The organism is Ureibacillus sp. MALMAid1270 (assembly GCF_049202975.1).
Classification (GTDB): Bacteria; Bacillota; Bacilli; order Bacillales_A; family Planococcaceae; genus Ureibacillus.
This window is the reverse complement of sequence record NZ_JBMIRP010000099.1, coordinates 94883-116901: the sequence shown is the minus strand read 5'-3', so window position 1 is coordinate 116901 and position 22019 is coordinate 94883. Positions and strand designations below refer to the sequence as shown.

23 protein-coding genes are annotated in these 22019 nt (G+C 34.9%); all 23 read left to right on the top strand.

Translation table 11 applies throughout. From position 1 onward, the window contains the following. The first annotated feature begins 1 nt into the window (after position 1). The 23 genes from ffh to fliF all read left to right on the top strand — a co-directional run bounded on the left by ffh (position 2) and on the right by fliF (position 22006). The gene (gene ffh, locus ACOQFO_RS17305) at positions 2–1360 is read left to right on the top strand and encodes a signal recognition particle protein (protein WP_421690927.1); all 1359 of its coding nucleotides are present in this window, start codon (positions 2–4) and stop codon (positions 1358–1360) included. 203 nt (positions 1361–1563) lie between these two features. Further along, the gene (rpsP, locus tag ACOQFO_RS17300; RefSeq protein ID WP_106784152.1) at positions 1564–1836 is read left to right on the top strand and encodes a 30S ribosomal protein S16; all 273 of its coding nucleotides are present in this window, start codon (positions 1564–1566) and stop codon (positions 1834–1836) included. Between the two features lie 14 nt (positions 1837–1850). Beyond that, complete coding sequence (locus ACOQFO_RS17295; protein ID WP_421690926.1) at positions 1851–2084, top strand: KH domain-containing protein; 234 nt, start codon at positions 1851–1853, stop codon at positions 2082–2084. Between the two features lie 91 nt (positions 2085–2175). After that, positions 2176–2694 (top strand): ribosome maturation factor RimM, encoded by a 519-nt coding sequence (rimM, locus tag ACOQFO_RS17290; protein ID WP_421690925.1) that lies wholly within the window; start codon positions 2176–2178, stop codon positions 2692–2694. Next, the gene (trmD, locus tag ACOQFO_RS17285) at positions 2694–3431 is read left to right on the top strand and encodes a tRNA (guanosine(37)-N1)-methyltransferase TrmD (RefSeq protein ID WP_421690924.1); all 738 of its coding nucleotides are present in this window, start codon (positions 2694–2696) and stop codon (positions 3429–3431) included. Before rimM ends, trmD begins: the two co-directional genes overlap by 1 nt. Positions 3432–3560: 129 nt before the next feature. Further along, positions 3561–3905: a 50S ribosomal protein L19 gene (gene rplS, locus ACOQFO_RS17280; RefSeq protein WP_421690923.1), complete on the top strand. Its 345-nt coding sequence runs from the start codon at positions 3561–3563 to the stop codon at positions 3903–3905. 199 nt (positions 3906–4104) lie between these two features. Continuing rightward, a complete protein-coding gene (lepB, locus tag ACOQFO_RS17275) occupies positions 4105–4710 on the top strand; it encodes a signal peptidase I (protein ID WP_421690922.1) in 606 nt (201 codons plus the stop codon). Positions 4711–4847: 137 nt separating this feature from the next. Continuing rightward, on the top strand, positions 4848–5726 hold the full coding sequence (gene ylqF / locus ACOQFO_RS17270; protein WP_421690921.1) for a ribosome biogenesis GTPase YlqF: 879 nt from the start codon (positions 4848–4850) through the stop codon (positions 5724–5726). A 183-nt stretch (positions 5727–5909) separates the two neighbouring features. Then, a complete protein-coding gene (locus tag ACOQFO_RS17265) occupies positions 5910–6677 on the top strand; it encodes a ribonuclease HII (protein ID WP_421690920.1) in 768 nt (255 codons plus the stop codon). 11 nt (positions 6678–6688) lie between these two features. Next, entirely contained in the window at positions 6689–8581 is a 1893-nt protein-coding gene (locus ACOQFO_RS17260) for a hypothetical protein (RefSeq protein WP_421690919.1), read from the top strand. Beyond that, positions 8578–8877 carry an EscU/YscU/HrcU family type III secretion system export apparatus switch protein gene (locus ACOQFO_RS17255; protein WP_421690918.1) on the top strand — a complete coding sequence of 100 codons (300 nt, stop codon included), beginning with the start codon at positions 8578–8580 and terminating at the stop codon, positions 8875–8877. Before ACOQFO_RS17260 ends, ACOQFO_RS17255 begins: the two co-directional genes overlap by 4 nt. A gap of 153 nt (positions 8878–9030) precedes the next feature. After that, positions 9031–10191 carry an ADP-forming succinate--CoA ligase subunit beta gene (gene sucC, locus ACOQFO_RS17250; protein ID WP_421690917.1) on the top strand — a complete coding sequence of 387 codons (1161 nt, stop codon included), beginning with the start codon at positions 9031–9033 and terminating at the stop codon, positions 10189–10191. A gap of 18 nt (positions 10192–10209) precedes the next feature. After that, a complete protein-coding gene (gene sucD / locus ACOQFO_RS17245; RefSeq protein ID WP_421690916.1) occupies positions 10210–11112 on the top strand; it encodes a succinate--CoA ligase subunit alpha in 903 nt (300 codons plus the stop codon). A 130-nt stretch (positions 11113–11242) separates the two neighbouring features. Beyond that, entirely contained in the window at positions 11243–12136 is an 894-nt protein-coding gene (gene dprA / locus ACOQFO_RS17240; protein ID WP_421690915.1) for a DNA-processing protein DprA, read from the top strand. Positions 12137–12267: 131 nt separating this feature from the next. Further along, positions 12268–14346: a type I DNA topoisomerase gene (topA, locus tag ACOQFO_RS17235; RefSeq protein ID WP_421690914.1), complete on the top strand. Its 2079-nt coding sequence runs from the start codon at positions 12268–12270 to the stop codon at positions 14344–14346. Positions 14347–14760: 414 nt separating this feature from the next. Beyond that, complete coding sequence (xerC, locus tag ACOQFO_RS17230; RefSeq protein WP_421690913.1) at positions 14761–15660, top strand: tyrosine recombinase XerC; 900 nt, start codon at positions 14761–14763, stop codon at positions 15658–15660. Positions 15661–15804: 144 nt separating this feature from the next. Further along, positions 15805–16350, top strand: coding sequence for an ATP-dependent protease subunit HslV (gene hslV, locus ACOQFO_RS17225; RefSeq protein ID WP_421690912.1), 546 nt, complete (start codon positions 15805–15807; stop codon positions 16348–16350). Further along, positions 16350–17747: an ATP-dependent protease ATPase subunit HslU gene (gene hslU / locus ACOQFO_RS17220; RefSeq protein ID WP_421690911.1), complete on the top strand. Its 1398-nt coding sequence runs from the start codon at positions 16350–16352 to the stop codon at positions 17745–17747. The genes hslV and hslU overlap by 1 nt, the downstream gene beginning before the upstream one ends. 158 nt (positions 17748–17905) lie before the next feature. Then, complete coding sequence (gene codY, locus ACOQFO_RS17215) at positions 17906–18685, top strand: GTP-sensing pleiotropic transcriptional regulator CodY (protein WP_421690910.1); 780 nt, start codon at positions 17906–17908, stop codon at positions 18683–18685. A 340-nt stretch (positions 18686–19025) separates the two neighbouring features. After that, positions 19026–19418, top strand: coding sequence for a flagellar basal body rod protein FlgB (flgB, locus tag ACOQFO_RS17210; RefSeq protein ID WP_421690909.1), 393 nt, complete (start codon positions 19026–19028; stop codon positions 19416–19418). Between the two features lie 2 nt (positions 19419–19420). Further along, positions 19421–19873 (top strand): flagellar basal body rod protein FlgC, encoded by a 453-nt coding sequence (gene flgC, locus ACOQFO_RS17205; RefSeq protein WP_421690908.1) that lies wholly within the window; start codon positions 19421–19423, stop codon positions 19871–19873. A 20-nt stretch (positions 19874–19893) separates the two neighbouring features. After that, positions 19894–20205: a flagellar hook-basal body complex protein FliE gene (gene fliE, locus ACOQFO_RS17200; protein WP_421690907.1), complete on the top strand. Its 312-nt coding sequence runs from the start codon at positions 19894–19896 to the stop codon at positions 20203–20205. A 199-nt stretch (positions 20206–20404) separates the two neighbouring features. After that, positions 20405–22006 (top strand): flagellar basal-body MS-ring/collar protein FliF, encoded by a 1602-nt coding sequence (gene fliF / locus ACOQFO_RS17195; protein ID WP_421690906.1) that lies wholly within the window; start codon positions 20405–20407, stop codon positions 22004–22006. Positions 22007–22019 lie beyond the last annotated feature (13 nt).

Here is a 22019-nt window from a genome sequence, read left to right as displayed (position 1 = left end):
TATGGCATTCGAAGGATTAGCGGAACGACTCCAGGGGACAATCCAAAAACTGAAAGGCAAAGGGAAGGTTTCTGAACAAGACGTTAAAGAAATGATGCGTGAAGTTCGCTTTGCATTAATCGAAGCGGACGTTAACTTAAAAGTTGTCAAAGAATTTGTGAAAACTGTAAGTGAACGCGCGGTTGGTTCTGAAGTTATGAAGAGCTTAACACCAGGCCAACAAGTCATTAAAATCGTTCAAGATGAGTTAACTACTTTAATGGGTGGAGAACAAAGCCCGATTAAATTCAGTACTAAACCACCAACTGTCATTATGATGGTCGGTCTTCAAGGTGCTGGTAAAACAACTACAACTGGGAAATTAGCGAATGTATTAAGAAAAAAATACAATCGTAAACCATTACTTGTTGCAGCGGATATTTACCGTCCTGCAGCGGTACAACAGTTACAAACATTAGGTAAGCAATTATCTCTACCTGTATTTTCATTAGGTACTAATATTTCACCAGTTGAAATTGCTCGACAAGCAATTGAACATGCAAAAGCTGAACATCATGATGTTGTCATCATCGATACTGCTGGTCGATTACATATCGATGAAGCATTAATGCAGGAGTTAAAAGATATTCGTGCGGTAAAAGAGCCAGATGAAGTATTCTTAGTTGTCGATGCGATGACAGGGCAAGATGCTGTAAACGTAGCTCAAAGCTTCAATGAAACTGTTGGGATCACTGGAGTTGTGTTAACAAAACTTGATGGTGATACTCGTGGTGGTGCAGCATTATCAATTCGTTCAGTAACTCAAAAACCAATTAAGTTTGTTGGTATGGGTGAAAAAATGGACGCATTAGAACCATTCCATCCAGAACGAATGGCTTCACGTATTTTAGGAATGGGTGACGTTTTATCACTTATTGAAAAAGCCCAAGCAAATGTGGATATGGAAAAAGCAAAAGAGCTTGAGCAAAAATTCATGACACAAAGCTTTACATTTGATGACTTCGTAGAACAATTGCAAGCATTGAAAAAAATGGGGCCATTAGAAGATATCTTGAAAATGATCCCTGGTGCCAACAAAATGAAGGGTCTAGATAATGTTAAAGTAGATGAAAAACAAATGGGACGTCTTGAAGCGATTATTTACTCAATGACGCCAGCAGAGAAAACTAACCCTGAAATTATTAATGCTAGTCGTAAAAAACGAATTGCAAAAGGTTCTGGTACTACAATTCAAGATGTGAACCGTTTACTTAAGCAATTCGAAGATATGAAGAAAATGATGAAACAAATGACAGGGATGACTCAAGGTAAAGGGAAGAAGAAAATGAAATTACCTGGGTTTAACTCTCTATTTAAATAGGTTAAATGTTTATTTTTCTTAGTTAAAATGTTTCTAAAAATTGTTGTATGATCATGAAAAACTCATCACAAAATCAACTGTTGATGTAGTGAAATTACCAAATTTCAGTGAAAAAACAACTGTTAAGAAAAAATACTTTACAAATACTGAAAACATTGATAATATACTATCTTGTGTGAAACTTATTCGGAGGTGCAATTAAAATGGCAGTTAAAATTCGCTTAAAACGTATGGGAGCTAAAAAATCTCCTTTCTATCGTATCGTAGTAGCTGACTCTCGTTCACCACGTGACGGACGTCAAATCGAAACAGTTGGTACTTATAACCCACTAACATCACCAGCTACTCTTAACATCGATGAAGAGAAAGCTCTTAAATGGTTAGCTAATGGTGCTAAACCATCTGATACAGTACGTAACTTGTTCTCAGAACAAGGAATCATGGAAAAATTCCATAACTTAAAATTCAGTAAATAATCGGAGGTGGCATTGTGCAGCAACTGATTGAAACAATCGTAAAACCATTAGTCGATTTTCCAGATGAAGTCCGCGTTGATAAGGACGAGAACTCAAGTCGAATTGTTTATAAGCTTTTTGTTCATCCTGATGACAGAGGAAAAGTCATAGGCAAACAAGGTCGTGTCGCAAAGGCGATTCGTACAATTGTTTATTCAGTAGCTAGCGGCCACCATAAGAAAAAGACTTACGTCGATATATTGGATTAAAAAAGGGAAGGGAGCCGATTTGCGGTTTCCCTTCTTTTTACTATATTCAAATTAGACATTTGCGAACAAACTAAATTGAGGTGAGCATGTCATGGAATGGTTTAATGTCGGACGAATTGTAAACACACACGGTATTAAAGGGGAAGTTAGAGTAATCTCTACAACGGATTTCGAAGAAACACGTTTTGCTCCTGGTAACCGTTTAGCAGTCTTTAAAAAAGATGATAAAAAACCAATATGGGTTACAGTTGAAAGTGCCCGTCGTCATAAAAATTTTATTTTACTTACATTTGAAGGACTTAACAATATCAATCTCGTCGAACCTTTCAAAGAAGGTTTATTAAAAGTAACAAAAGATCAACTTGATGAAGATGAACTAGGTGAAAATGAATTTTACTATTTCGAAATCATTGGTTGTGAAGTGTTTTCTGAAGAGGGAGAACATTTAGGTGTAATTACTGAAATTTTAGAAACTGGTGCAAATGATGTGTGGGAACTAAAAGCACCAACAGGTAAAAAACATTACATTCCTTATATTGAAGATGTAGTGAAAGAAATCGATATCGATGAAAAGAAAATTACAATCCATGTTATGGAAGGACTTTTATAATGAATATTCATGTTCTAAGTCTATTTCCGGATATGTTTACAGGTGTTTTCGGTTCATCCATCCTGAAAAAGGCTCAAGAAAAAGGTGCGGTAACTTTAGCAGTTTCGGATATTCGTGAATTTAGTGACAACAAACATAAACAAGTGGATGATTATCCGTATGGTGGAGGAGCTGGGATGGTTCTAAAGCCAGAACCGATGTTCCAAGCTGTCGAAACATTAACAGAAGGTCGAGACAAGAAACCGCGTATTATTTTAATGTGTCCGCAAGGTGAAAGATTCACACAAAGGAAAGCAGAAGAATTAGCTAAAGAAGAAGAACTAATTTTCCTTTGTGGCCACTATGAGGGTTATGATGAACGAATTCGAGAATACCTTGTTACTGATGAGATTTCAATTGGCGACTTTGTGTTAACAGGTGGAGAATTGCCTGCAATGACAGTAATCGATGCGGTAGTTCGTTTACTACCTGGAGTATTAGGACAAGAAGATTCCCACATTCACGATTCATTTTCAACAGGTTTACTAGAACATCCACATTATACGCGTCCTGCTGATTTTAAAGGGATGACAGTACCAGATGTATTATTGTCTGGAAACCACGGGAAAATTGAAATATGGCGTGAAGAAGAGTCTTTAAGACGCACTTTTGAAAGACGTCCTGATCTATTAGAACATATCGAATTATCAGATAGACAAAAAGCATTTCTAGAAAAGCTGAAAAAAGAGAAAGAATAGAATTTTAGTTGCACAAACAAATGAATTTATGGTATTATACATTCTGTGCTTCTAAGAGTTGCACGTTATTACGGTGTTCCGCTGTAGTGTTAATAGACTATAAGAGCATCTGTACGAGGAGAGAAAATTATGTCAAACATTATTGCAGAAATTACTAAAGATCAACTTCGCAGTGATCTACCTACATTCCGTCCTGGGGATACTGTAAAAGTTCACGTTAAAATCGTTGAGGGTTCTCGTGAGCGTATTCAGTTATTCGAAGGTGTAGTTATTAAACGTCGTGGTGGCGGAATTAGCGAAACATTTACTGTTCGCAAAATTTCTTACGGTGTTGGTGTTGAACGTACATTCCCTGTACACACTCCAAAAATCGAAAAATTAGAAGTTGTTCGCCGCGGTAAAGTTCGTCGTGCTAAACTTTACTACCTACGTAACCTACGTGGTAAAGCAGCTCGTATTAAAGAAATTCGATAATTACTATTTAGATTGGGGGCTTTTTCAACCGAAAAGCCTCCTTTCTTTTTAGCCCAAATACTCTAATTGGCCTAAAAGCCATTTTTAATGCATAAAATACTATCAACTCGGCCGTTGTGGTCGAGTTATGTTTTTCTTAACACTTGTAATTTAGTTCATCGTTGCAATAAAATGATGATAGATGGGGGGAACATCTCTCGTGGAAAATATACATGACGAACAAACAGAAAAAAGAACGAAAAAAGAAAAGAAGAAAAATGAGCTTTGGGAATGGACAAAGGCACTCATCATTGCATTTTTAATCGCTGTAATCATTCGATACTTTCTATTTACTCCAATTGTTGTAGACGGTGATTCTATGATGCCGACTCTCGAAAATGGAGACCGAATGATTGTCAATAAGTTTGGTTATATGATTGGAGAACCACACCGTTTTGATATAGTAGTATTTCATGCACCAGAAGGAAAAGATTATATTAAACGTGTAATTGGCTTACCAGGTGAGCATATTGAATATAAAAATGATGTTCTTTATATTAATGGTGAACCAATCGAAGAACCATATTTAGATGAGTATAAATCCCAATTACCTAAAGGGAATTTAACACAAGACCTTACATTACAAGATATTCCAAATGTTGACCCAAATACAGAAGTTATTCCGGAAGGTTATGTATTTGTAATGGGTGATAATCGTAGAGGTAGTAAAGATAGCCGACACATTGGTCTGGTTGACATTGACGAAATCATTGGTAGCACGAACTTAATCTTCTGGCCAATCAATGAATTTCGATTTGTACAGTAAGTGATACTTCAATCAGTGTGAAAACTTTCTAACACACATAGTGTTAGTTACACTGGAATAACTAGTAAACTTTTTTGATTGGGAGGTTCATTGTAATCTCCCTTTCTTTTTTACGTTTTAAGCAGGAGGTAATATACATGACAATACAATGGTTTCCGGGGCATATGGCGAAAGCCAAAAGAGAAGTACAAGAAAATTTAAAACTTGTCGATATCGTTTTTGAATTAATAGATGCAAGGTTGCCACTTTCATCTAGAAATCCAATGATCGACGAGGTAATTCATCAAAAACCCCGATTATTAATATTAAATAAAGCAGACATGGCAGATGAATCCGAAACACGTAAATGGGTTCAATATTTTGCAGATCAAGGCAATGTTGCGGTAGCGATTAATTCATTTGAAGGAAAAGGATTGCAAAGTGTAACAAAGGCAGCTAAAGAAATCTTAGCGCCTAAATGGGAACGCATGAAATCACGTGGAATGAAACCAAGAGCAATCCGTGCAATGATTGTTGGAATTCCAAACGTAGGTAAATCGACTTTAATTAATCGTTTAGCAAAGAAAAATATTGCGAAAACAGGTAATATGCCAGGTGTTACGAAATCACAACAATGGGTTAAAGTTGGAAAAGATATTGAACTTTTAGATACTCCAGGAATCTTATGGCCAAAATTTGAAGATCAAGAAGTTGGATTAAAATTAGCAATTACAGGTGCTATTAAAGACGCTATCACAAACATGGAAGACATAGCGGTGTACGGTTTACAATTCTTATCAATCCACTATCCAGATCGAATGAAAGAACGTTACGGAATTACATCTGTTTCAGAAGATCTAATTGAGACATTTGATCATATCGGAAAGCTTCGACGTGTTTTTGGACAAGGTGGAGAAATCGAATACGACAAAGTAGCAGAGTTAATCGTACGAGATATTCGCGATCAGCACTTAGGAAAACTATCATTTGATAGAGTAGATGAACAACTTGAAAAAGAATCACTAAATAACAAATAACAAAAAGGGCTCTTGAAGGTAAAACTTTCAAAACGCCCCTTTTTTCATATATGCTATACTATATTTAAAATAAGGGAGAACACAAAAGTTTACTGATTGTGTCTCCCTTTTTGTTTCTAAATAATCTATAGATTCATGGTTGAATTGACGATATATAGGGTAAGAATTGAAGGAAGTGTACATATGAAGACAGTAAAAGAAATAACAATGCATTTACAACAAGTGAGTAATTTTGAAGAGTGGATGAAAGAAATCGAAAATGACGAAAGAGCTGGTGTGAAAAAAGCATGGGCTAGTTGGTTAAATCGTTATGAAAAACAACAAAAAATAATTGAAGAACATCATGCGAAATTAGCATTTGATGCATCATTTAAACTATCGAAAGATTCTTATGTTGCAGGAGTGGATGAAGCCGGGCGCGGTCCTTTAGCAGGTCCTGTTGTGACTGCTGCAGTCATTTTACCTGAAAACTGTGAGGAACTTGTAGGAGTGAATGACTCGAAGCAGTTATCAAAACTTCAAAGAGCTGAATTTGCCAATACAATTAAACAATATGCCCTTTCATATGCCATACATTTTCAAGATGTTGAGGTAATCGATACGTTCAATATATACGAAGCAACAAAGCAATCGATGAAACAAAGTGTATTAAATTTACATATACGTCCTGATTACGTCATTTTAGATGCGATGGAGATTCCGATTGATATTCCACAAAGCTCAATTATTAAAGGGGATGTGAAAAGTTTAGCTATTGCAGCCGCTTCGATATTAGCGAAAAATGCTCGGGATGAATATATGGAGCAATTACATAAAGAGTTTCCACAATACGGTTTCGATCAACATGCAGGATACGGAACAAAACAACATTTAGAAGCAATCGAAAAATTTGGACCTACAATTCATCACCGAAAAAGCTTTGAGCCTATCAAAACATTGATTTTAAAATAGGAGGTGAGATTATGAATTTCACTTCATTGAATCCAGTACAAAGCCAGCAAGCGAATTTGGCACAAAACCAACCATTAACATTGAAACAGGGACAAGTTCTCCATGGAACGATTAAAAAACTATATCCCGATCAAATTGCGGAAGTACAAGTTGGTGGTCATAAGTTTCTAGCTAAGCTAGAAACACCATTAAAAGCCGGAGATTCGCATTTTTTTCAAGTGAAGAATATTTCCCCTCAAGCTGAGCTAAAAGTCGTTTCAGGGCCAATGGATGGCTCTAGTACGATGACCCAGCAAGTACAGCAACTACTAGATTCAATGAATTTGCCGAAAACTTCGGATATGCAACAAATACTTGCTCATTTAATAAAAGAGCAGCTACCTGTTTCAAAAGAATTATTAATACAAGCTCAAGAATTGTTAAGTAACAATGGTGGAATAACAAAAGAGACATTAGCCGCATTACAAAAATTGATTGAAATGAAAATGCCTATTTCTAAGGATGTGTTTCAAGCAATTTTACAAGGGTCTAAGACAAATGGTTTTAGTCAAATCCTTGAAACATTTTCTGAAATTTTACTAAAAGATCCATCTGTTGCTGAACATACAAAAACTACGATTATGCAAAACCTGGAGAGAATTGCAAAACCTTTTGATTCTCAATTAGGTGGAATCATATTGTCCCGAGCAATACAAACAATATCCTCTGAATCAGAGCCAATTACGAATAAGCTCTATGCTTTGAATCTATTAAAAGAGTCTGGAATTCTATCGAAACAAACTATCCTTTCTAACTGGCAAGATACTGTGTTAAGTCAAAATCGAAATACACCATCGACGTCTTCAAATCAGTTAGCAGGACAAATCATTCAAACTGTAAAAACCATGAATGAGGGAAATACTGTAAATACTTTGAATCTAGTTAAATCTTGGCTAGACCAAGAATCAAACTTAAACCAATCTCAAAAAAATGATATTTTAACGTTATTAAATCGGTTCGAATCTTTACCGAAACAATCACAAAATGTTGAGCACTTCGCAAAACAACTAAATGAATTATTACTAAAATCGTATTCAAACACGATTACAAATCAGCCAAGTAATCATTACAATGCATTAACACATTTGCTATCACTAATTAGTCCTGACGCCATACCTGATGAGTCATTGCTCTTAACCAATCTTGGTAAAATGGCGAATGGATCAACAACTCCACAAGTACAACAGATGGTTCAAGAAGCAGAGCAACAAATTAAATCATCACTCGATGGACAAATGATTCAATCTGCAATGAAATCTGTTTTAAAAAGTTTAGGGCTTAGTTACGAATCTACGTTAAATCAAAAAATAGTAGATTTCGATCAAATCTCAAATTCATTGAAACCACAAGTTTTATCTATAATTCAGGATAGTTCAACATCCCAGCCACTAAAAGAAGCGGGTGAGATTTTATTAGCTCGCATGAATGGATTACAACTTTTGTCAGGAGAAAATGGCCATCAGCACCAAATTGTTATGCAAATGCCACTCCAATTTTTAGGAAGATCAATGGATGCTACACTTCAATGGAATGGAAGAATGAAGGAAAACGGAAAAATTGATTCAAATTATGCAAGAATACTATTCTATTTAGATATGCAATCATTAAAAGAAACTGTAGTTGATATGCAAGTGCAAAATCGAATTGTCACTATTACATTATTCAATGAAAATGAAAATCTACAAACTGTTGCTGATCCTTTGCAAAAACTATTAAAGAATAACCTTGTAGAAAAAAATTATAAATTGTCAGGGATTTTCTTTAAAACTTTTGAAAATAATCGAACTGATTTAGTTTCAAAAACATTAAAAAAGGAAAAGAATGAAGATGTTGCAAGGTTTAGTGGAGTTGATATTCGGATATGAACGAACCAAAATATACTCGTAAAGAAGCCATCGCCCTTTCCTATAATCCGACAGATAGTAATGGTCCGAAGGTGATTGCAAAAGGAAAAGGGAAAATTGCGGAGAATATATTAGAGAATGCTGATATTCACAATATACCAATTTATGAAGATCCAAACCTTGTCGAATTACTAGGGCAACTTGACTTAAATGAATCGATTCCAGAAGACTTATATCAAGCGGTTGCAGAGGTATTTGCCTTTATTTATAGATTGGATGAACAGCATGGAGAATTAAAATTGAGAAAAAACTATTGAAATTTATACCATCATTATGTACATTAAGTAGCGTAATGATGTAAAAATAAGTTGAAATATGTCATAAGTAAGAAACATAGACATTATCTCCTTGTTTGTATAAAATTATATTGGAATTAAATAATTTCCAGATAAGCGAATGGAGGATGCAGGATGAATATCCATGAGTATCAAGGGAAGGAAATCCTTAGAAAATATGGAGTTACCGTTCCTAAAGGGAGTGTTGCTTTTTCTCCGGAAGAAGCAGTAAAAGTAGCAAAAGAACTAGGTTCAAATGTTACAGTTGTAAAAGCACAAATTCACGCTGGTGGTAGGGGTAAAGCTGGCGGAGTCAAAATTGCGAAAAATTTAGACGAAGTTAGAACTTATGCAAAAGAATTACTAGGAAAAATTCTAGTTACACATCAAACAGGTCCTGAAGGTAAAGAAGTAAAACGTCTTTACATTGAAGAAGGATCTGACATAAAAAAAGAATATTATTTAAGTTTTGTTTTAGATAGAGCTACATCTAGAGTTACTTTAATGGGTTCTGAAGAAGGCGGTATGGACATTGAAGAAGTAGCTGAAACAAACCCTGAAAAAATCTTCAAAGAAGTAATTGATCCAGTAACTGGTCTACTTCCGTTCCAAGCTCGTCGCATGGCATTCAATATGAATATTCCGGCAAAACTAGTAAATAAAGCTGCAAAACTAATGTTAGGATTATATAAAGCATTCGAAGAAAAAGATGCTTCAATCCTTGAAATTAACCCATTAGTTGTTACTGGTAATGATGATGTAGTGGCACTTGATGCAAAATTTAACTTTGATGGAAATGCCCTATATCGTCATAGAGATATTATCGAATTAAGAGACTTTGATGAAGAAGATCCAAAGGAAATTGAAGCTTCTAAATACGATTTAAGTTACATTTCACTTGATGGAAATATTGGTTGTATGGTAAATGGTGCTGGACTAGCTATGGCTACTATGGACACGATTAGTTATTATGGTGGACAACCTGCTAACTTCCTAGACGTTGGTGGCGGTGCAACAACGGAAAAAGTTACAGAAGCGTTTAAAATTATTCTTTCTGACCCAAATGTAAAAGGTATTTTTGTTAATATCTTCGGTGGAATTATGAAATGTGACATTATTGCAGAAGGTGTTATTGCTGCTGCAAAACAAGTCGGATTATCTGTTCCATTAGTTGTACGTTTAGAAGGTACAAATGTTGACATTGGTAAAGAGTTATTAAATGCTTCAGGCTTAAATATCGTTGCTGCGGATTCCATGGCAGATGGTGCGCAGAAAATTGTCGAATTAGTAGGTTAATGGAAGGCAGGGAGAATCATGGGTGTTTATATTAATGCAGATACGAAAGTAATTGTACAAGGGATTACTGGGGAAACAGCTCTTTTCCATACAAAACAAATGTTAGAATACGGTACAAAAATTGTAGCAGGTGTAACACCAGGTAAAGCTGGTCAAACAGTTGAAGGTGTTCCTGTTTTTAATACAGTTGAAGATGCTGTAAAAGCAACTGGTGCAAATGTTTCAGTAATTTATGTACCGGCTCCGTTTGCAGCTGATGCAATCATGGAAGCTGTTGATGCAGAATTAGATTTAACAATTTGTATCACAGAACACATTCCAGTACTTGATATGGTAAAAGTTAAACGTTTTATGGAAGGTAAGAAAACACGTTTAGTTGGGCCAAACTGTCCAGGTGTTATTACAGCTGATGAATGTAAAATCGGAATTATGCCTGGTTACATTCATACAAAAGGACATGTTGGTGTAGTTTCACGTTCAGGAACATTAACGTATGAAGCGGTACATCAATTATCACAGGCTGGAATTGGTCAAACTACTGCAGTTGGTATTGGTGGGGACCCTGTTAACGGGACTAACTTTATCGACGTACTTTCTGAGTTTAACAAAGATCCTGAAACATACGCAGTAGTAATGATTGGGGAAATCGGTGGTACTGCAGAGGAAGAAGCAGCTGAATGGATTAAAGCAAATATGACAAAACCAGTTGTAGGCTTTATCGGTGGACAAACTGCACCTCCTGGAAAACGTATGGGACATGCTGGAGCCATTATTTCTGGTGGTAAAGGAACAGCTGCAGAAAAAATTAAAGCAATGAATGAGGCGGGTATTGAAGTAGCACCTACTCCATCAGTTATTGGTGAAACTTTAATTAAAGTGTTAAAAGAAAAAGGTTTATACGAGCAATGTAAAACTCATTAATAGTTTAGGGTGTAGCGAATAAGCTACACCTTTTAATTTTGCTGAGAGAGTCTTATAATGAAAGCAGCGGTCACAACTTAAAATTTTTATATGAGTTTCTTCTATATAATATAAGAGGTGATTGATTAAATTGAATGAACAATCTTTACAACATTTATTAGCCTTGCATTATGTTTATCCTCTAACTTTCAATGTTTACAAAAAAATGATTCAATCAATCGTTTCCATCGACAACCTGTCGACTATTTCCCCTACAAAATTAGCTAACATATTACAAACTTCGCTGAAAAAATCAGAAACAATATTACAAAATTATTTAAAAATGTTACAGGTAGATTTACTTAGTGCTTATGAAGCCGAAAGTATTAAAACCATCCCTTATAATGATAAATATTATCCAAAATCATTATTTGAATTGGTGGATCCACCAACTGTTTTATATGCAAAGGGTGATGTCACTCTATTAACAAAAGAACGTAAAATAGCAATTGTAGGATCTAGAAATGCAACAAACTATTCGTCTATGGCGCTCGATTTTATCATTCCACCACTAGTCGAACAAAATTTTGTTATTGTTAGTGGACTTGCAAAAGGTGCTGATAGCCTCGCACATACTTCAACTATTCACTATGGTGGGAAAACAATTGGTGTATTAGGAAATGGTTTTTTCCACGTTTACCCGAGAGAAAATCGTTCATTAACAGAAGAAATGGTGAAAAATCACTTACTTATTACGGAATATCCCCCATATGTTGGGCCGAAAAAATGGCAATTTCCAATGAGAAATCGTATTATTAGCGGTATTAGTGAAGCAATTGTGGTAACAGAAGCTGCCCTTTCAAGTGGAACATTAATAACAACAGATCATGCATTAGAGCATGGAAAAGATATTTTTGTCGTTCCAGGACCGATTCATTCGGAACTATCAAAAGGTACAAACCAATTGCTGAAAGAAGGCGCTATTCCTATATGGAATGGATATCAAATCGTAGAGGAAAGAAAATTGTTTTTAGGTAAATATTGAAAAAAAGTTGCAATATCTTTAAAACTGTTATACATTTTGCAACAGGAATCATTTTCATCCTTTTTTGATAAATACCTATAAATCGTATATAGTTTATAAACAATTAACCTCTACAGGGGGAAGTATATAATATGGCAGATTATTTAGTGATAGTAGAGTCTCCAGCAAAAGCGAAGACGATTGAAAGATACTTAGGAAAAAAATATAAAGTAAAAGCATCAATTGGACATGTTCGTGATTTACCAAGAAGTACAACAGGTATTGATGTTGAAAATAACTATACGCCCAAATACATTACAATCCGTGGGAAGGGTCCAGTATTACAAGATTTAAAGTCAGCTGCAAAAAAAGCAAAAAAAGTTTATCTCGCAGCCGACCCCGATCGCGAAGGGGAAGCAATTGCTTGGCATTTAGCTCAAGCATTAAATATCGATACAAATTCAGAATGTCGAGTGGTTTTTAACGAAATTACAAAAGATGCAATATTAGAATCATTTAAACATCCTAGAGCCATTAATATGGATTTAGTTGATGCGCAACAAGCACGCAGAATTTTAGACCGCCTTGTTGGATATAACATAAGCCCACTTTTATGGAAAAAGGTGAAAAAAGGATTATCTGCAGGTCGAGTTCAATCTGTTACTATGCGTTTAATAATTGATCGTGAAAATGAGATTAAGAACTTCGAGCCAGAAGAATATTGGTCAATTGAAGCAAACTTTGAAAAAGGTAATAAGCAATTTGAATCTGTTTTCTTTGGCGTTGATGGTGAAAAAGTAAAGTTAACAAATGAAGCGCAAGTAAACGATATTTTAAAAGGCATTAAAGGCGTCGAGTTCGAGGTAATAAATGTAGTCAAAAAAGAACGTAAACGTAATGCATCGCCAGCATTTACAACATCATCTTTACAACAGGAAGCAGCAAGAAAATTAAACTTCCGTGCTAAGAAAACTATGATGTTAGCACAGCAACTGTACGAAGGTATTGATATTGGTAAAAAAGAAGGTACAGTCGGTTTAATCACTTATATGCGTACGGATTCTACTCGTATCTCTGAAACAGCAAAAGCTGAATGTTTCGAATACATTAAAGAGAAATATGGTGGAGATTATGTTGTAGGTGAAGGGAAAAAATCGAAAAAAGCAACGAATGCTCAAGATGCCCATGAAGCCATCCGTCCTACAAGTGTTGCTCGAACACCTGAATCATTAAAAGATGTGTTAAGTCGTGACCAATTAAGATTATATCGACTAATTTGGGATCGTTTCGTAGCAAGTCAGATGGCTCCTGCAATTTTAGATACCGTTTCTGTAGATTTAGTAAATTCTGGTGTGTTATTCCGTGCGAATGGTTCTCAAGTGAAGTTTCCAGGGTTTATGAAACTATACATCGAAGGAACAGACGATCAAACAGAAGAAACTACCAGATTACTACCTGAGATGGAAATTGGAGATAAAGTAAAATCATTAGAAATTATTCCAAATCAACATTTCACTCAACCACCTCCACGTTATACTGAGGCTCGATTAGTAAAAGAGCTTGAGGAGTTAGGTATTGGTCGTCCATCAACTTATGCACCTACACTTGATGTCATACAAAAACGAGGATATGTTCAACTGGAAACAAAGCGATTTGTTCCAACTGAATTAGGTGAAATTGTTCATCAGTTAATGATTGAGTTCTTCCCAGAAATCGTTAATATTGAGTTTACTGCGAAAATGGAACAAGATCTCGATAAAATCGAAGATGGCCAATCCAATTGGGTTAAAATAATCGATGAATTTTATAAAGACTTTGAAAAATATTTAAAACATGCCGAAGAAACAATGGAAAAAATAGAGATAAAAGATGAACCTGCTGGGGAAGACTGCGAAAATTGTGGTTCTCCAATGGTTTATAAACTAGGTCGTTTCGGTAAGTTTATGGCATGTTCGAATTTCCCGGATTGCCGAAATACGAAGGCAATATTAAAACTAATTGGGGTTAAATGTCCAAGCTGTGAAACTGGTGAAATAGTAGAAAGAAAAAGTAAAACAAAACGTACATTCTACGGATGTAACAATTACCCGGAATGTGAATTTGTTTCATGGGATAAGCCAATTAGTAGACCTTGTCCGAAATGTAGTTCATTATTAGTTGAGAAGAAATTGAAAAAAGGCGTCCAAATTCAGTGTACAAAATGTGACTATGAGGAAGCCACAGTTCAGTAAGATGTAATTTCCAGAGAACCTTACTATTACCAGAAACGTCTTAGGTAATAAGGGCTCCTTCATTTAGTTCAACAAAATTTGAAGACGATTCGGAATCTTGCGAATTATCAAACAATATATTTGATTTTTGCCTCTAAAAGTTGTTATAATTTTAGAGGCTTTAATATTGTATACATTACCCACTAATGATTCGAACATATTTCTAAATTGTTAACAATTTACTTAATCTTTACAAATAATATTTATTTTTCACTTGATTAATCTGGTGGATAGGGTTAGTGTCATATTTGGAGTTTTTTGAACTTATGTCATTATGGATGAGATGATCTAATGAAATCACGATAATGTCTACTTGGAGAAAGTGCGAAATCTAGTTTCACTTAATAGATACGCCTGATATGGAGGTGTTTCAAAGTGTCAATTGAGATGGATGAAAGTTTAGAACAATTTATTCGATATATTCAGTTAGAAAGAAACTTTTCGATACATACTGTAAAAGAATACCAACATGATTTACATGACTTTCTTACCTTTTGCAAGTGTGAGGGAATTTCAGATTTAAATGAAGTGGAATATTTACATGCTAGGTTGTATGTAACCAAATTGTATGATGAGAAAAAAGCTAGAACTTCGATCTCAAGAAAAATCTCCTCAATCCGTTCTTTTTTCCGCTTCTTAAATCGGGAATATCAATTGGATGATGCGCCTTTTTCTTCACTCTACCATCCAAAAAAAGAGAAAAAATTGCCACATTTCTTTTATGAAGAAGAGTTATTGAAATTATTTGAAGCAAACGTAGGAGACGATTTGAAGTCAATTCGGAATATGGCTTTACTTGAGTTACTCTATGCTTCCGGTATTCGAGTAAGTGAATGTATTTCAATTGAATTAGGGGACATTGACCTAAACTATTCAATCTTACGAGTTATGGGTAAGGGTAGAAAGGAAAGAATCGTTCCGTTTGGTCATTTCGCGCAAGATGCATTAATAAGATATGTTGATGAAGCCCGACCTAAAATGATGAAAAATAAAACTCATAATCGTCTATTCGTTAATTTGCGAGGTAGTGAACTAACAGCTGGTGGAGTTCGTTATATTTTAAATGAAATGATTGAAAACGCTTCTTTAAAAACGAAGATATACCCGCATATGTTAAGACATACTTTTGCAACTCATCTTTTGAATAATGGTGCTGATTTAAGAACTGTTCAAGAGCTATTAGGACATGCAAATTTATCATCAACTCAAGTTTATACACATGTTACAAAAGAACACTTGAGAAGAACGTACATGAATGCTCATCCAAGAGCCTAAAGGTAGGTACTAATAGAATTTGAATTGTATATGGTTACCTTTCTATAGATGAACTACAAAAGTAGTTTTTAGAATAATATAATCCGTGTTAGTTTTGAAACACATGAGCACAAGCATTTGACAAATTTATTAGGAGGACAACCTATGGGACAATTTCATGCAACTACGATTTTTGCCATCCATCACAAAGGTAATTGTGCGATGGCTGGAGATGGACAAGTAACACTCGGAAACTCTGTTGTAATGAAACATACGGCTCGAAAAGTTAGAAGATTGTATCAAGGCAAAGTATTAGCAGGATTTGCTGGTTCTGTTGCAGATGCGTTTACCCTTTTTGAAATGTTCGAAGCTAAACTAAACGAATACAATGGGAACTTACAAAGAGCAGCGGTTGAAGTGGCAAAACAATGGCGTGGCGATAAAATGTTACGTCAACTGGAAGCATTGTTATTAGCAATGGATAAAAACACGTTACTTCTTATTTCAGGTACTGGTGAAGTAATTGAACCAGACGATGGTATTTTAGCAATAGGATCTGGAGGTAATTATGCTTTAGCAGCGGGTCGAGCTTTAAAGAGACATTCTGGTGAACATTTAACTGCTAAAGAAATCGCTGAGGCAGCTTTAACTGTGGCAGCTGATATTTGTGTGTATACAAACCATAATATTATCGTGGAGGCGCTTGAATAATGACAGAACATAACTTAACGCCTAGACAAATTACTGAACATTTAAACAGACATATTGTTGGACAAACGGGGGCAAAAAGAGCTGTTGCCATTGCACTTCGTAATCGTTATCGTCGATCACTATTAAGTGATGATATGAAAAATGAGATCATCCCGAAAAACATCCTAATGATCGGGCCAACAGGTGTAGGTAAAACTGAGATTGCAAGACGAATTGCAAAACTAACAAACGCACCTTTCATCAAAGTGGAAGCAACAAAATTTACTGAAGTTGGCTATGTTGGACGTGACGTAGAGTCAATGGTACGTGATTTAGTTGAAGCATCAAGAAGATTAGTTAAAGATGAAATGATGAATAATGTTAAAGAGCAAGCTGAAACACTTGCAAACGAAGTAATTGTTAAACTATTAGTACCATCAAAAAGAAAAGAAAAAGTGGCACAAAACCCATTTGAAATGTTATTTGGTGGTCAAAAAGCTGACAATTCATCAGATGATTCTCATGAAGAAATAGAGATCCGTTCAAAACGTTCTCAAATTGCGGCTGACTTAAAAGCTGGCAAGTTAGAAGATGAATGGGTAACAATAGAAGTAACTGAACAAAACACGGCTATGTTTGATATGATGCCAGGCATAGGCATGGATATGGGTTCATCTGGTATGCAAGATATGCTTTCAAGCTTAATGCCTAAAAAGAAAAAGAAACGAAAAATGAAAGTAAAAGATGCAAGAAGAGTTTTGGTTGTTGAAGAGGCGAACAAATTAATTGATTCTGATGAGTTAGCACAGGAAGCAATTCATCGAGCAGAACAATCTGGAATTATTTTTATCGATGAAATCGATAAAATTGCTAGTCGTGGTACATCACAGTCTGCGGACGTTTCTAGAGAAGGTGTTCAAAGGGACATCTTACCGATTGTTGAAGGTTCAACTGTAACGACTAAGTATGGTCCTGTAAAAACAGACTTCATCTTATTTATTGCAGCTGGTGCTTTCCATATGTCAAAACCAAGTGATTTGATTCCTGAATTACAAGGTCGTTTCCCAATTCGAGTTGAGCTTGAAAAACTTACAAAAGAAGATTTTGTTCGTATTTTAAAAGAGCCTGATCAATCTTTGATTTTACAATATAAAGCTTTACTTGAAACAGAAGGTGTAACGATTAACTTTACAGATGAAGCAATTGAGCGAATTGCTGAAATTGCAACACAAGTAAATCAAGATACAGACAATATTGGTGCAAGAAGATTGCATACGATTTTAGAACGATTACTAGAAGAATTATCATTCGAAGCATCAGAAATCGGACCTAGCCATATAGAAATAACACCTTCATATGTGGATCAAAAACTAGGTGAAATTTCTAAAAACAAAGATTTGTCACAATTTATTCTATAATCTCACAAACATCAATAGCATTTTTAGAACAGAAATGTGTTATCCTCAAAAATGCGGAAAAATAAAGCATATTTTGCAGGTTTCCTATTAAATTTGGGATAAAACAATTAGTAATGTTTAAAATAAGGATACGAAAGCCTTTAGGAGGATTTATACAAATGAATTTATTAAGTAAAACACGTAAGATTAACTCTATGCTACAAGCATCAGCTGGGAAACCAGTTAACTTTAAAGAAATGGCAGATACTCTTGGTGATATTATTGATTGCAACGTATTTATTGTAAGCCGTAAAGGGAAGTTACTTGGAATTTCCATTCACCATAAAATTGATAACGAACGAATTAAAAAAATGTTTGAAGAACGTCAATTGCCAGTAGAATATACAACAAACTTATTTACAATTACTGAGACATCTCCAAATTTAGATATTAATAATGAACACACTATATTCCCGGTTGAGAATAAGGATTTATTCCAAAACGGTTTAACTACAATTGTTCCGATTAATGGTGGTGGCGAACGACTTGGAACATTAATTCTTGCTCATATTGATACTAAATTCGAAGATGATGATTTAATCTTAGCTGAGTACGGTGCTACAGTAGTAGGTATGGAAATTTTACGTGAAAAATCTGAAGAGATTGAAGAAGAAGCACGTAGTAAAGCAGTTGTTCAAATGGCGATTAATTCATTATCATACAGTGAGTTAGAAGCAATTGAACATATCTTTGAAGAACTAGATGGATATGAAGGATTATTAGTAGCTTCTAAAATTGCTGACCGTGTAGGTATTACAAGATCTGTAATCGTAAACGCACTTCGTAAATTAGAATCTGCTGGTGTTATCGAATCTCGTTCACTTGGTATGAAAGGTACTTATATTAAAGTGTTAAATGATAAGTTCCTAAATGCTCTTGCTGAAATAAAAATGAAATAATACTGAAATACAAAAAGGATTTCATCGTAATGATGAAATCCTTTTTTTTACACTTAGGTATTTAAGACTATGGAAAATACATATATTTGAAATTTAGTGTAATATAATACTTAGATTGTAACGAATTTTGGCGAAAAAAACAGTATAATTACCATGTTTTTCCTGTCGAATTATATGTTATCTCGTTGAAAAAAGTGAATTATTCTCGGAAAAAGTTGACAAAAATAGTATATTGGTCCTATCAAAAAGCGACAAAAGGCGATAGACACTTAACATTAACTTAATTAAAATTAAATGAGATTGTTATCGAAAAGTAAATTATTTAAAAGGGGTGAAACGTTTGAGCTTATTTGGAGGTACTATTAATAGTTTAGAAAAGGGTTTGCAATATGCTTCTCTTAAAAACAAAACCATAGCGCAAAATATAGCGAATGTTGACACACCGAACTATAAAGCAAAAGATGTAAGTTTTAAACAAGTACTACAAGATGAAGAAACGAAATTGATCTCTGCTTATCGGACTGATGTGAGACATTACGATTTTGCAATTACTCAAACGAAATCTAGCATAACAAGTTACGAGAATTTTAGATATAGAAACGACGGTAATGGTGTTGACATGGATGTTGAACAAGCAGAACTTGCAGAAAATACAATCTATTATAACGCTTTAATTGATCGTATTAATGGGAAGTTAAATACATTAAACACTGTGATTAAAGGAGGTCGTTAATCATGTCAATCTTTAAAAGTATGAATATAACATCCTCTGCTTTAACTTCACAGCGTTTAAGAATGGATGTTATTTCTTCGAACATTGCAAATATCGACACAACCCGTGCGAAACAGGTTGATGGAGAGTGGGAACCTTATAGAAGAAAAACAGTAACTCTATCTGCAAATGAAGGACGTTTCGCAAACTTCCTAAATAAAGCCATGGGGAAAAACGATGTTGGTAATGGTGTACAAGTGACAAAAATCAATGAAGATACTGAAACACCATTTAAATTAGTGTACGACCCAACACATCCAGATGCCAATGAGGACGGGTATGTGGAAATGCCAAATGTAGATTTACTAAAAGAGATGGTTGATTTAATTTCCGCAACACGTTCTTATGAAGCAAATATTACAGTTTTTAACGCAAATAAAGCAATGCTTACGAAAGCTTTAGAGATAGGTAAATAACCAAGAAATGGTGGTAAACAATGGCGATTAATTCAATTTCTCTTTTGAATCCGACTCAAATTACAAATCAAACAAATAAATTAACAGTTCAACCGACACCTTACGAGGCGCAGCAAAATTTTGCGAGTTTCTTAAATGAGGCAATTCAATCGGTAAATAACCAACAGATTCAATCAGATATATTAACACAGAAGTTGATCAACGGTGAAGATGTTGACTTACATGAAGTAATGATTGCTTCACAAAAAGCAAGTATCACATTAAATGCAACTATGGAAGTTCGTAATAAAATGATCGATGCCTACCAGGAGATTATGCGTATGTCAATCTAACGGTTAAAGAGAGAAAATAAAGTGTTACACACCAATAAGTAGGGATTTTCCTCATCCTTTACTTTTGTTGTGAGCCAATTGAGCTATTTGGGCATCTCTATTTATCTATAATTAGAACTTATTATATAAAACGATTGCAATATGTTGCCCATTTATGCGTGATTATTGTTGGTATCTTTAATTCAACCGGAGGACTATAATGAACGAACGACTAAAAAAAGTAAAAACTGACTCCGCACAATTTTGGAAGAGTCGATCGAAAAAACAAAAAGGTTTATTAATAGGTACAGTAGTTGGTGTTATTGCATTAGCTAGTTTTCTTACATATTTATTTACAAGAACTACGATGGTACCTCTTTTTACAGAACTCTCTATTAAAGAAGTCGGAGAAATTTCAGAGGTATTAACAGCACAAGGCGTTACATATGAAATTGCCCCTGGAGGAACGAATATCCTCGTGCCCGAGGGTGAAGTGGATACGTTAAAAGTATCTTTAGCAGCTCAAGGTTATCCTGAGTCAGGAGAAATCAATAATTCATTCTTCACAACAAATGCTGGATTTGGTATGACGGACAATGAATTCGAAGTAATTCGTCTCGCAGCGACTCAAACAGAACTAGAAAACTTGATCAAAACAATTGACGGCATTAAAAATGCCAATGTAATGATTTCATTACCAAAAAAAGGTGTTTTTGTAAATGATTCAAATCAAGAAGCAAGTGCTGCCATTACCCTTGATACAGAACCAGGTTATCAATTTAGCAGTGAACAAATTGCTACTTTATATAACTTAGTGTCTAAAAGTATTCCGGACCTAAGTACAGATAATATTGTCATCACAAATCAATATTCGGAGTATTTCGATTTAGAATCAGCTACAACTGGGTCAGGTTCTGTAGATACAGTGCAAGGGCAAATGGAAGTAAAGAAAACCATTGAGCGTGACTTACAAAGACAAGTTCAACAAATGTTAGGCACACTGATGGGACAAGACAAAGTAGTTGTATCTGTAACAACTGACATTGATTTTAAACAAGAAAACCGAAAAGAAAATCTTGTAGAACCAGTTGATGTAGAAAATATGGCTGGTATTGAAATTAGTGCGCAACGTATTACAGAAACTTATACAGGAACAGATGCAGCAGGTGCTATAGGAACTCCGCAAGCTGGTGCAGATGAAGATAACTTAACTTATCGCGAAACTGGAAATGGTGACGGAGAATACGAACGAGTTGAAGAAACCATTAATAATGATGTCAACCGTATTACGAAAGAGATTCAAGAAAGTCCTTATAAGATTCGTGATATCGGAATCCAAGTAGTTGTTGAACCACCAGTTCCAGATGATGCAACCTCATTATCAGATGGAGTTCGTTCAGATATTGAACAAATTTTAGCAACAATTGTTCGAACTTCAATTGATAAAGAAGCAGCTGGAGATTTATCTGAACAAGATATCGAAGAAAAAATCATCGTATCAGTTCAACCTTTCTATGGAAATGATGCAGCTCCGATTGATAAAGCAACACCTGTAATCCCATGGTGGATTTGGGTTGTTGGAGGAATCTTAGTTATAGTCATTGTTTTACTAGTTGCAACTCTTATATTTGAAAAGAAACGTAAAGAAAATGAAGAAGAATTGGAATTAATGGAACTACAACAAAGGGAATTATTTGTTGATGATATTAATGAAGAAAAAGAAACTGAAAGTACAGTTCGTCGAAAACAACTTGAAAAAATGGCGAAAGAAAAACCTGAAGACTTTGCGAAATTATTAAGAAGTTGGATAACTGAGGATTAATGGGGGTTATTGG

Excerpts from the sequence above, each read along its gene's own strand:
- ffh (WP_421690927.1), top strand. The coding sequence starts at position 2 with ATGGCATTCGAAGGATTAGCGGAACGACTCCAGGGGACAATCCAAAAA.
- rpsP (WP_106784152.1), top strand. The coding sequence starts at position 1,564 with ATGGCAGTTAAAATTCGCTTAAAACGTATGGGAGCTAAAAAATCTCCT.
- rimM (WP_421690925.1), top strand. The coding sequence starts at position 2,176 with ATGGAATGGTTTAATGTCGGACGAATTGTAAACACACACGGTATTAAA.
- trmD (WP_421690924.1), top strand. The coding sequence starts at position 2,694 with ATGAATATTCATGTTCTAAGTCTATTTCCGGATATGTTTACAGGTGTT.
- rplS (WP_421690923.1), top strand. The coding sequence starts at position 3,561 with ATGTCAAACATTATTGCAGAAATTACTAAAGATCAACTTCGCAGTGAT.
- ylqF (WP_421690921.1), top strand. The coding sequence starts at position 4,848 with ATGACAATACAATGGTTTCCGGGGCATATGGCGAAAGCCAAAAGAGAA.
- ACOQFO_RS17265 (WP_421690920.1), top strand. The coding sequence starts at position 5,910 with ATGAAGACAGTAAAAGAAATAACAATGCATTTACAACAAGTGAGTAAT.
- ACOQFO_RS17260 (WP_421690919.1), top strand. The coding sequence starts at position 6,689 with ATGAATTTCACTTCATTGAATCCAGTACAAAGCCAGCAAGCGAATTTG.
- ACOQFO_RS17255 (WP_421690918.1), top strand. The coding sequence starts at position 8,578 with ATGAACGAACCAAAATATACTCGTAAAGAAGCCATCGCCCTTTCCTAT.
- sucC (WP_421690917.1), top strand. The coding sequence starts at position 9,031 with ATGAATATCCATGAGTATCAAGGGAAGGAAATCCTTAGAAAATATGGA.
- sucD (WP_421690916.1), top strand. The coding sequence starts at position 10,210 with ATGGGTGTTTATATTAATGCAGATACGAAAGTAATTGTACAAGGGATT.
- topA (WP_421690914.1), top strand. The coding sequence starts at position 12,268 with ATGGCAGATTATTTAGTGATAGTAGAGTCTCCAGCAAAAGCGAAGACG.
- hslV (WP_421690912.1), top strand. The coding sequence starts at position 15,805 with ATGGGACAATTTCATGCAACTACGATTTTTGCCATCCATCACAAAGGT.
- hslU (WP_421690911.1), top strand. The coding sequence starts at position 16,350 with ATGACAGAACATAACTTAACGCCTAGACAAATTACTGAACATTTAAAC.
- codY (WP_421690910.1), top strand. The coding sequence starts at position 17,906 with ATGAATTTATTAAGTAAAACACGTAAGATTAACTCTATGCTACAAGCA.
- flgC (WP_421690908.1), top strand. The coding sequence starts at position 19,421 with ATGTCAATCTTTAAAAGTATGAATATAACATCCTCTGCTTTAACTTCA.
- fliE (WP_421690907.1), top strand. The coding sequence starts at position 19,894 with ATGGCGATTAATTCAATTTCTCTTTTGAATCCGACTCAAATTACAAAT.
- fliF (WP_421690906.1), top strand. The coding sequence starts at position 20,405 with ATGAACGAACGACTAAAAAAAGTAAAAACTGACTCCGCACAATTTTGG.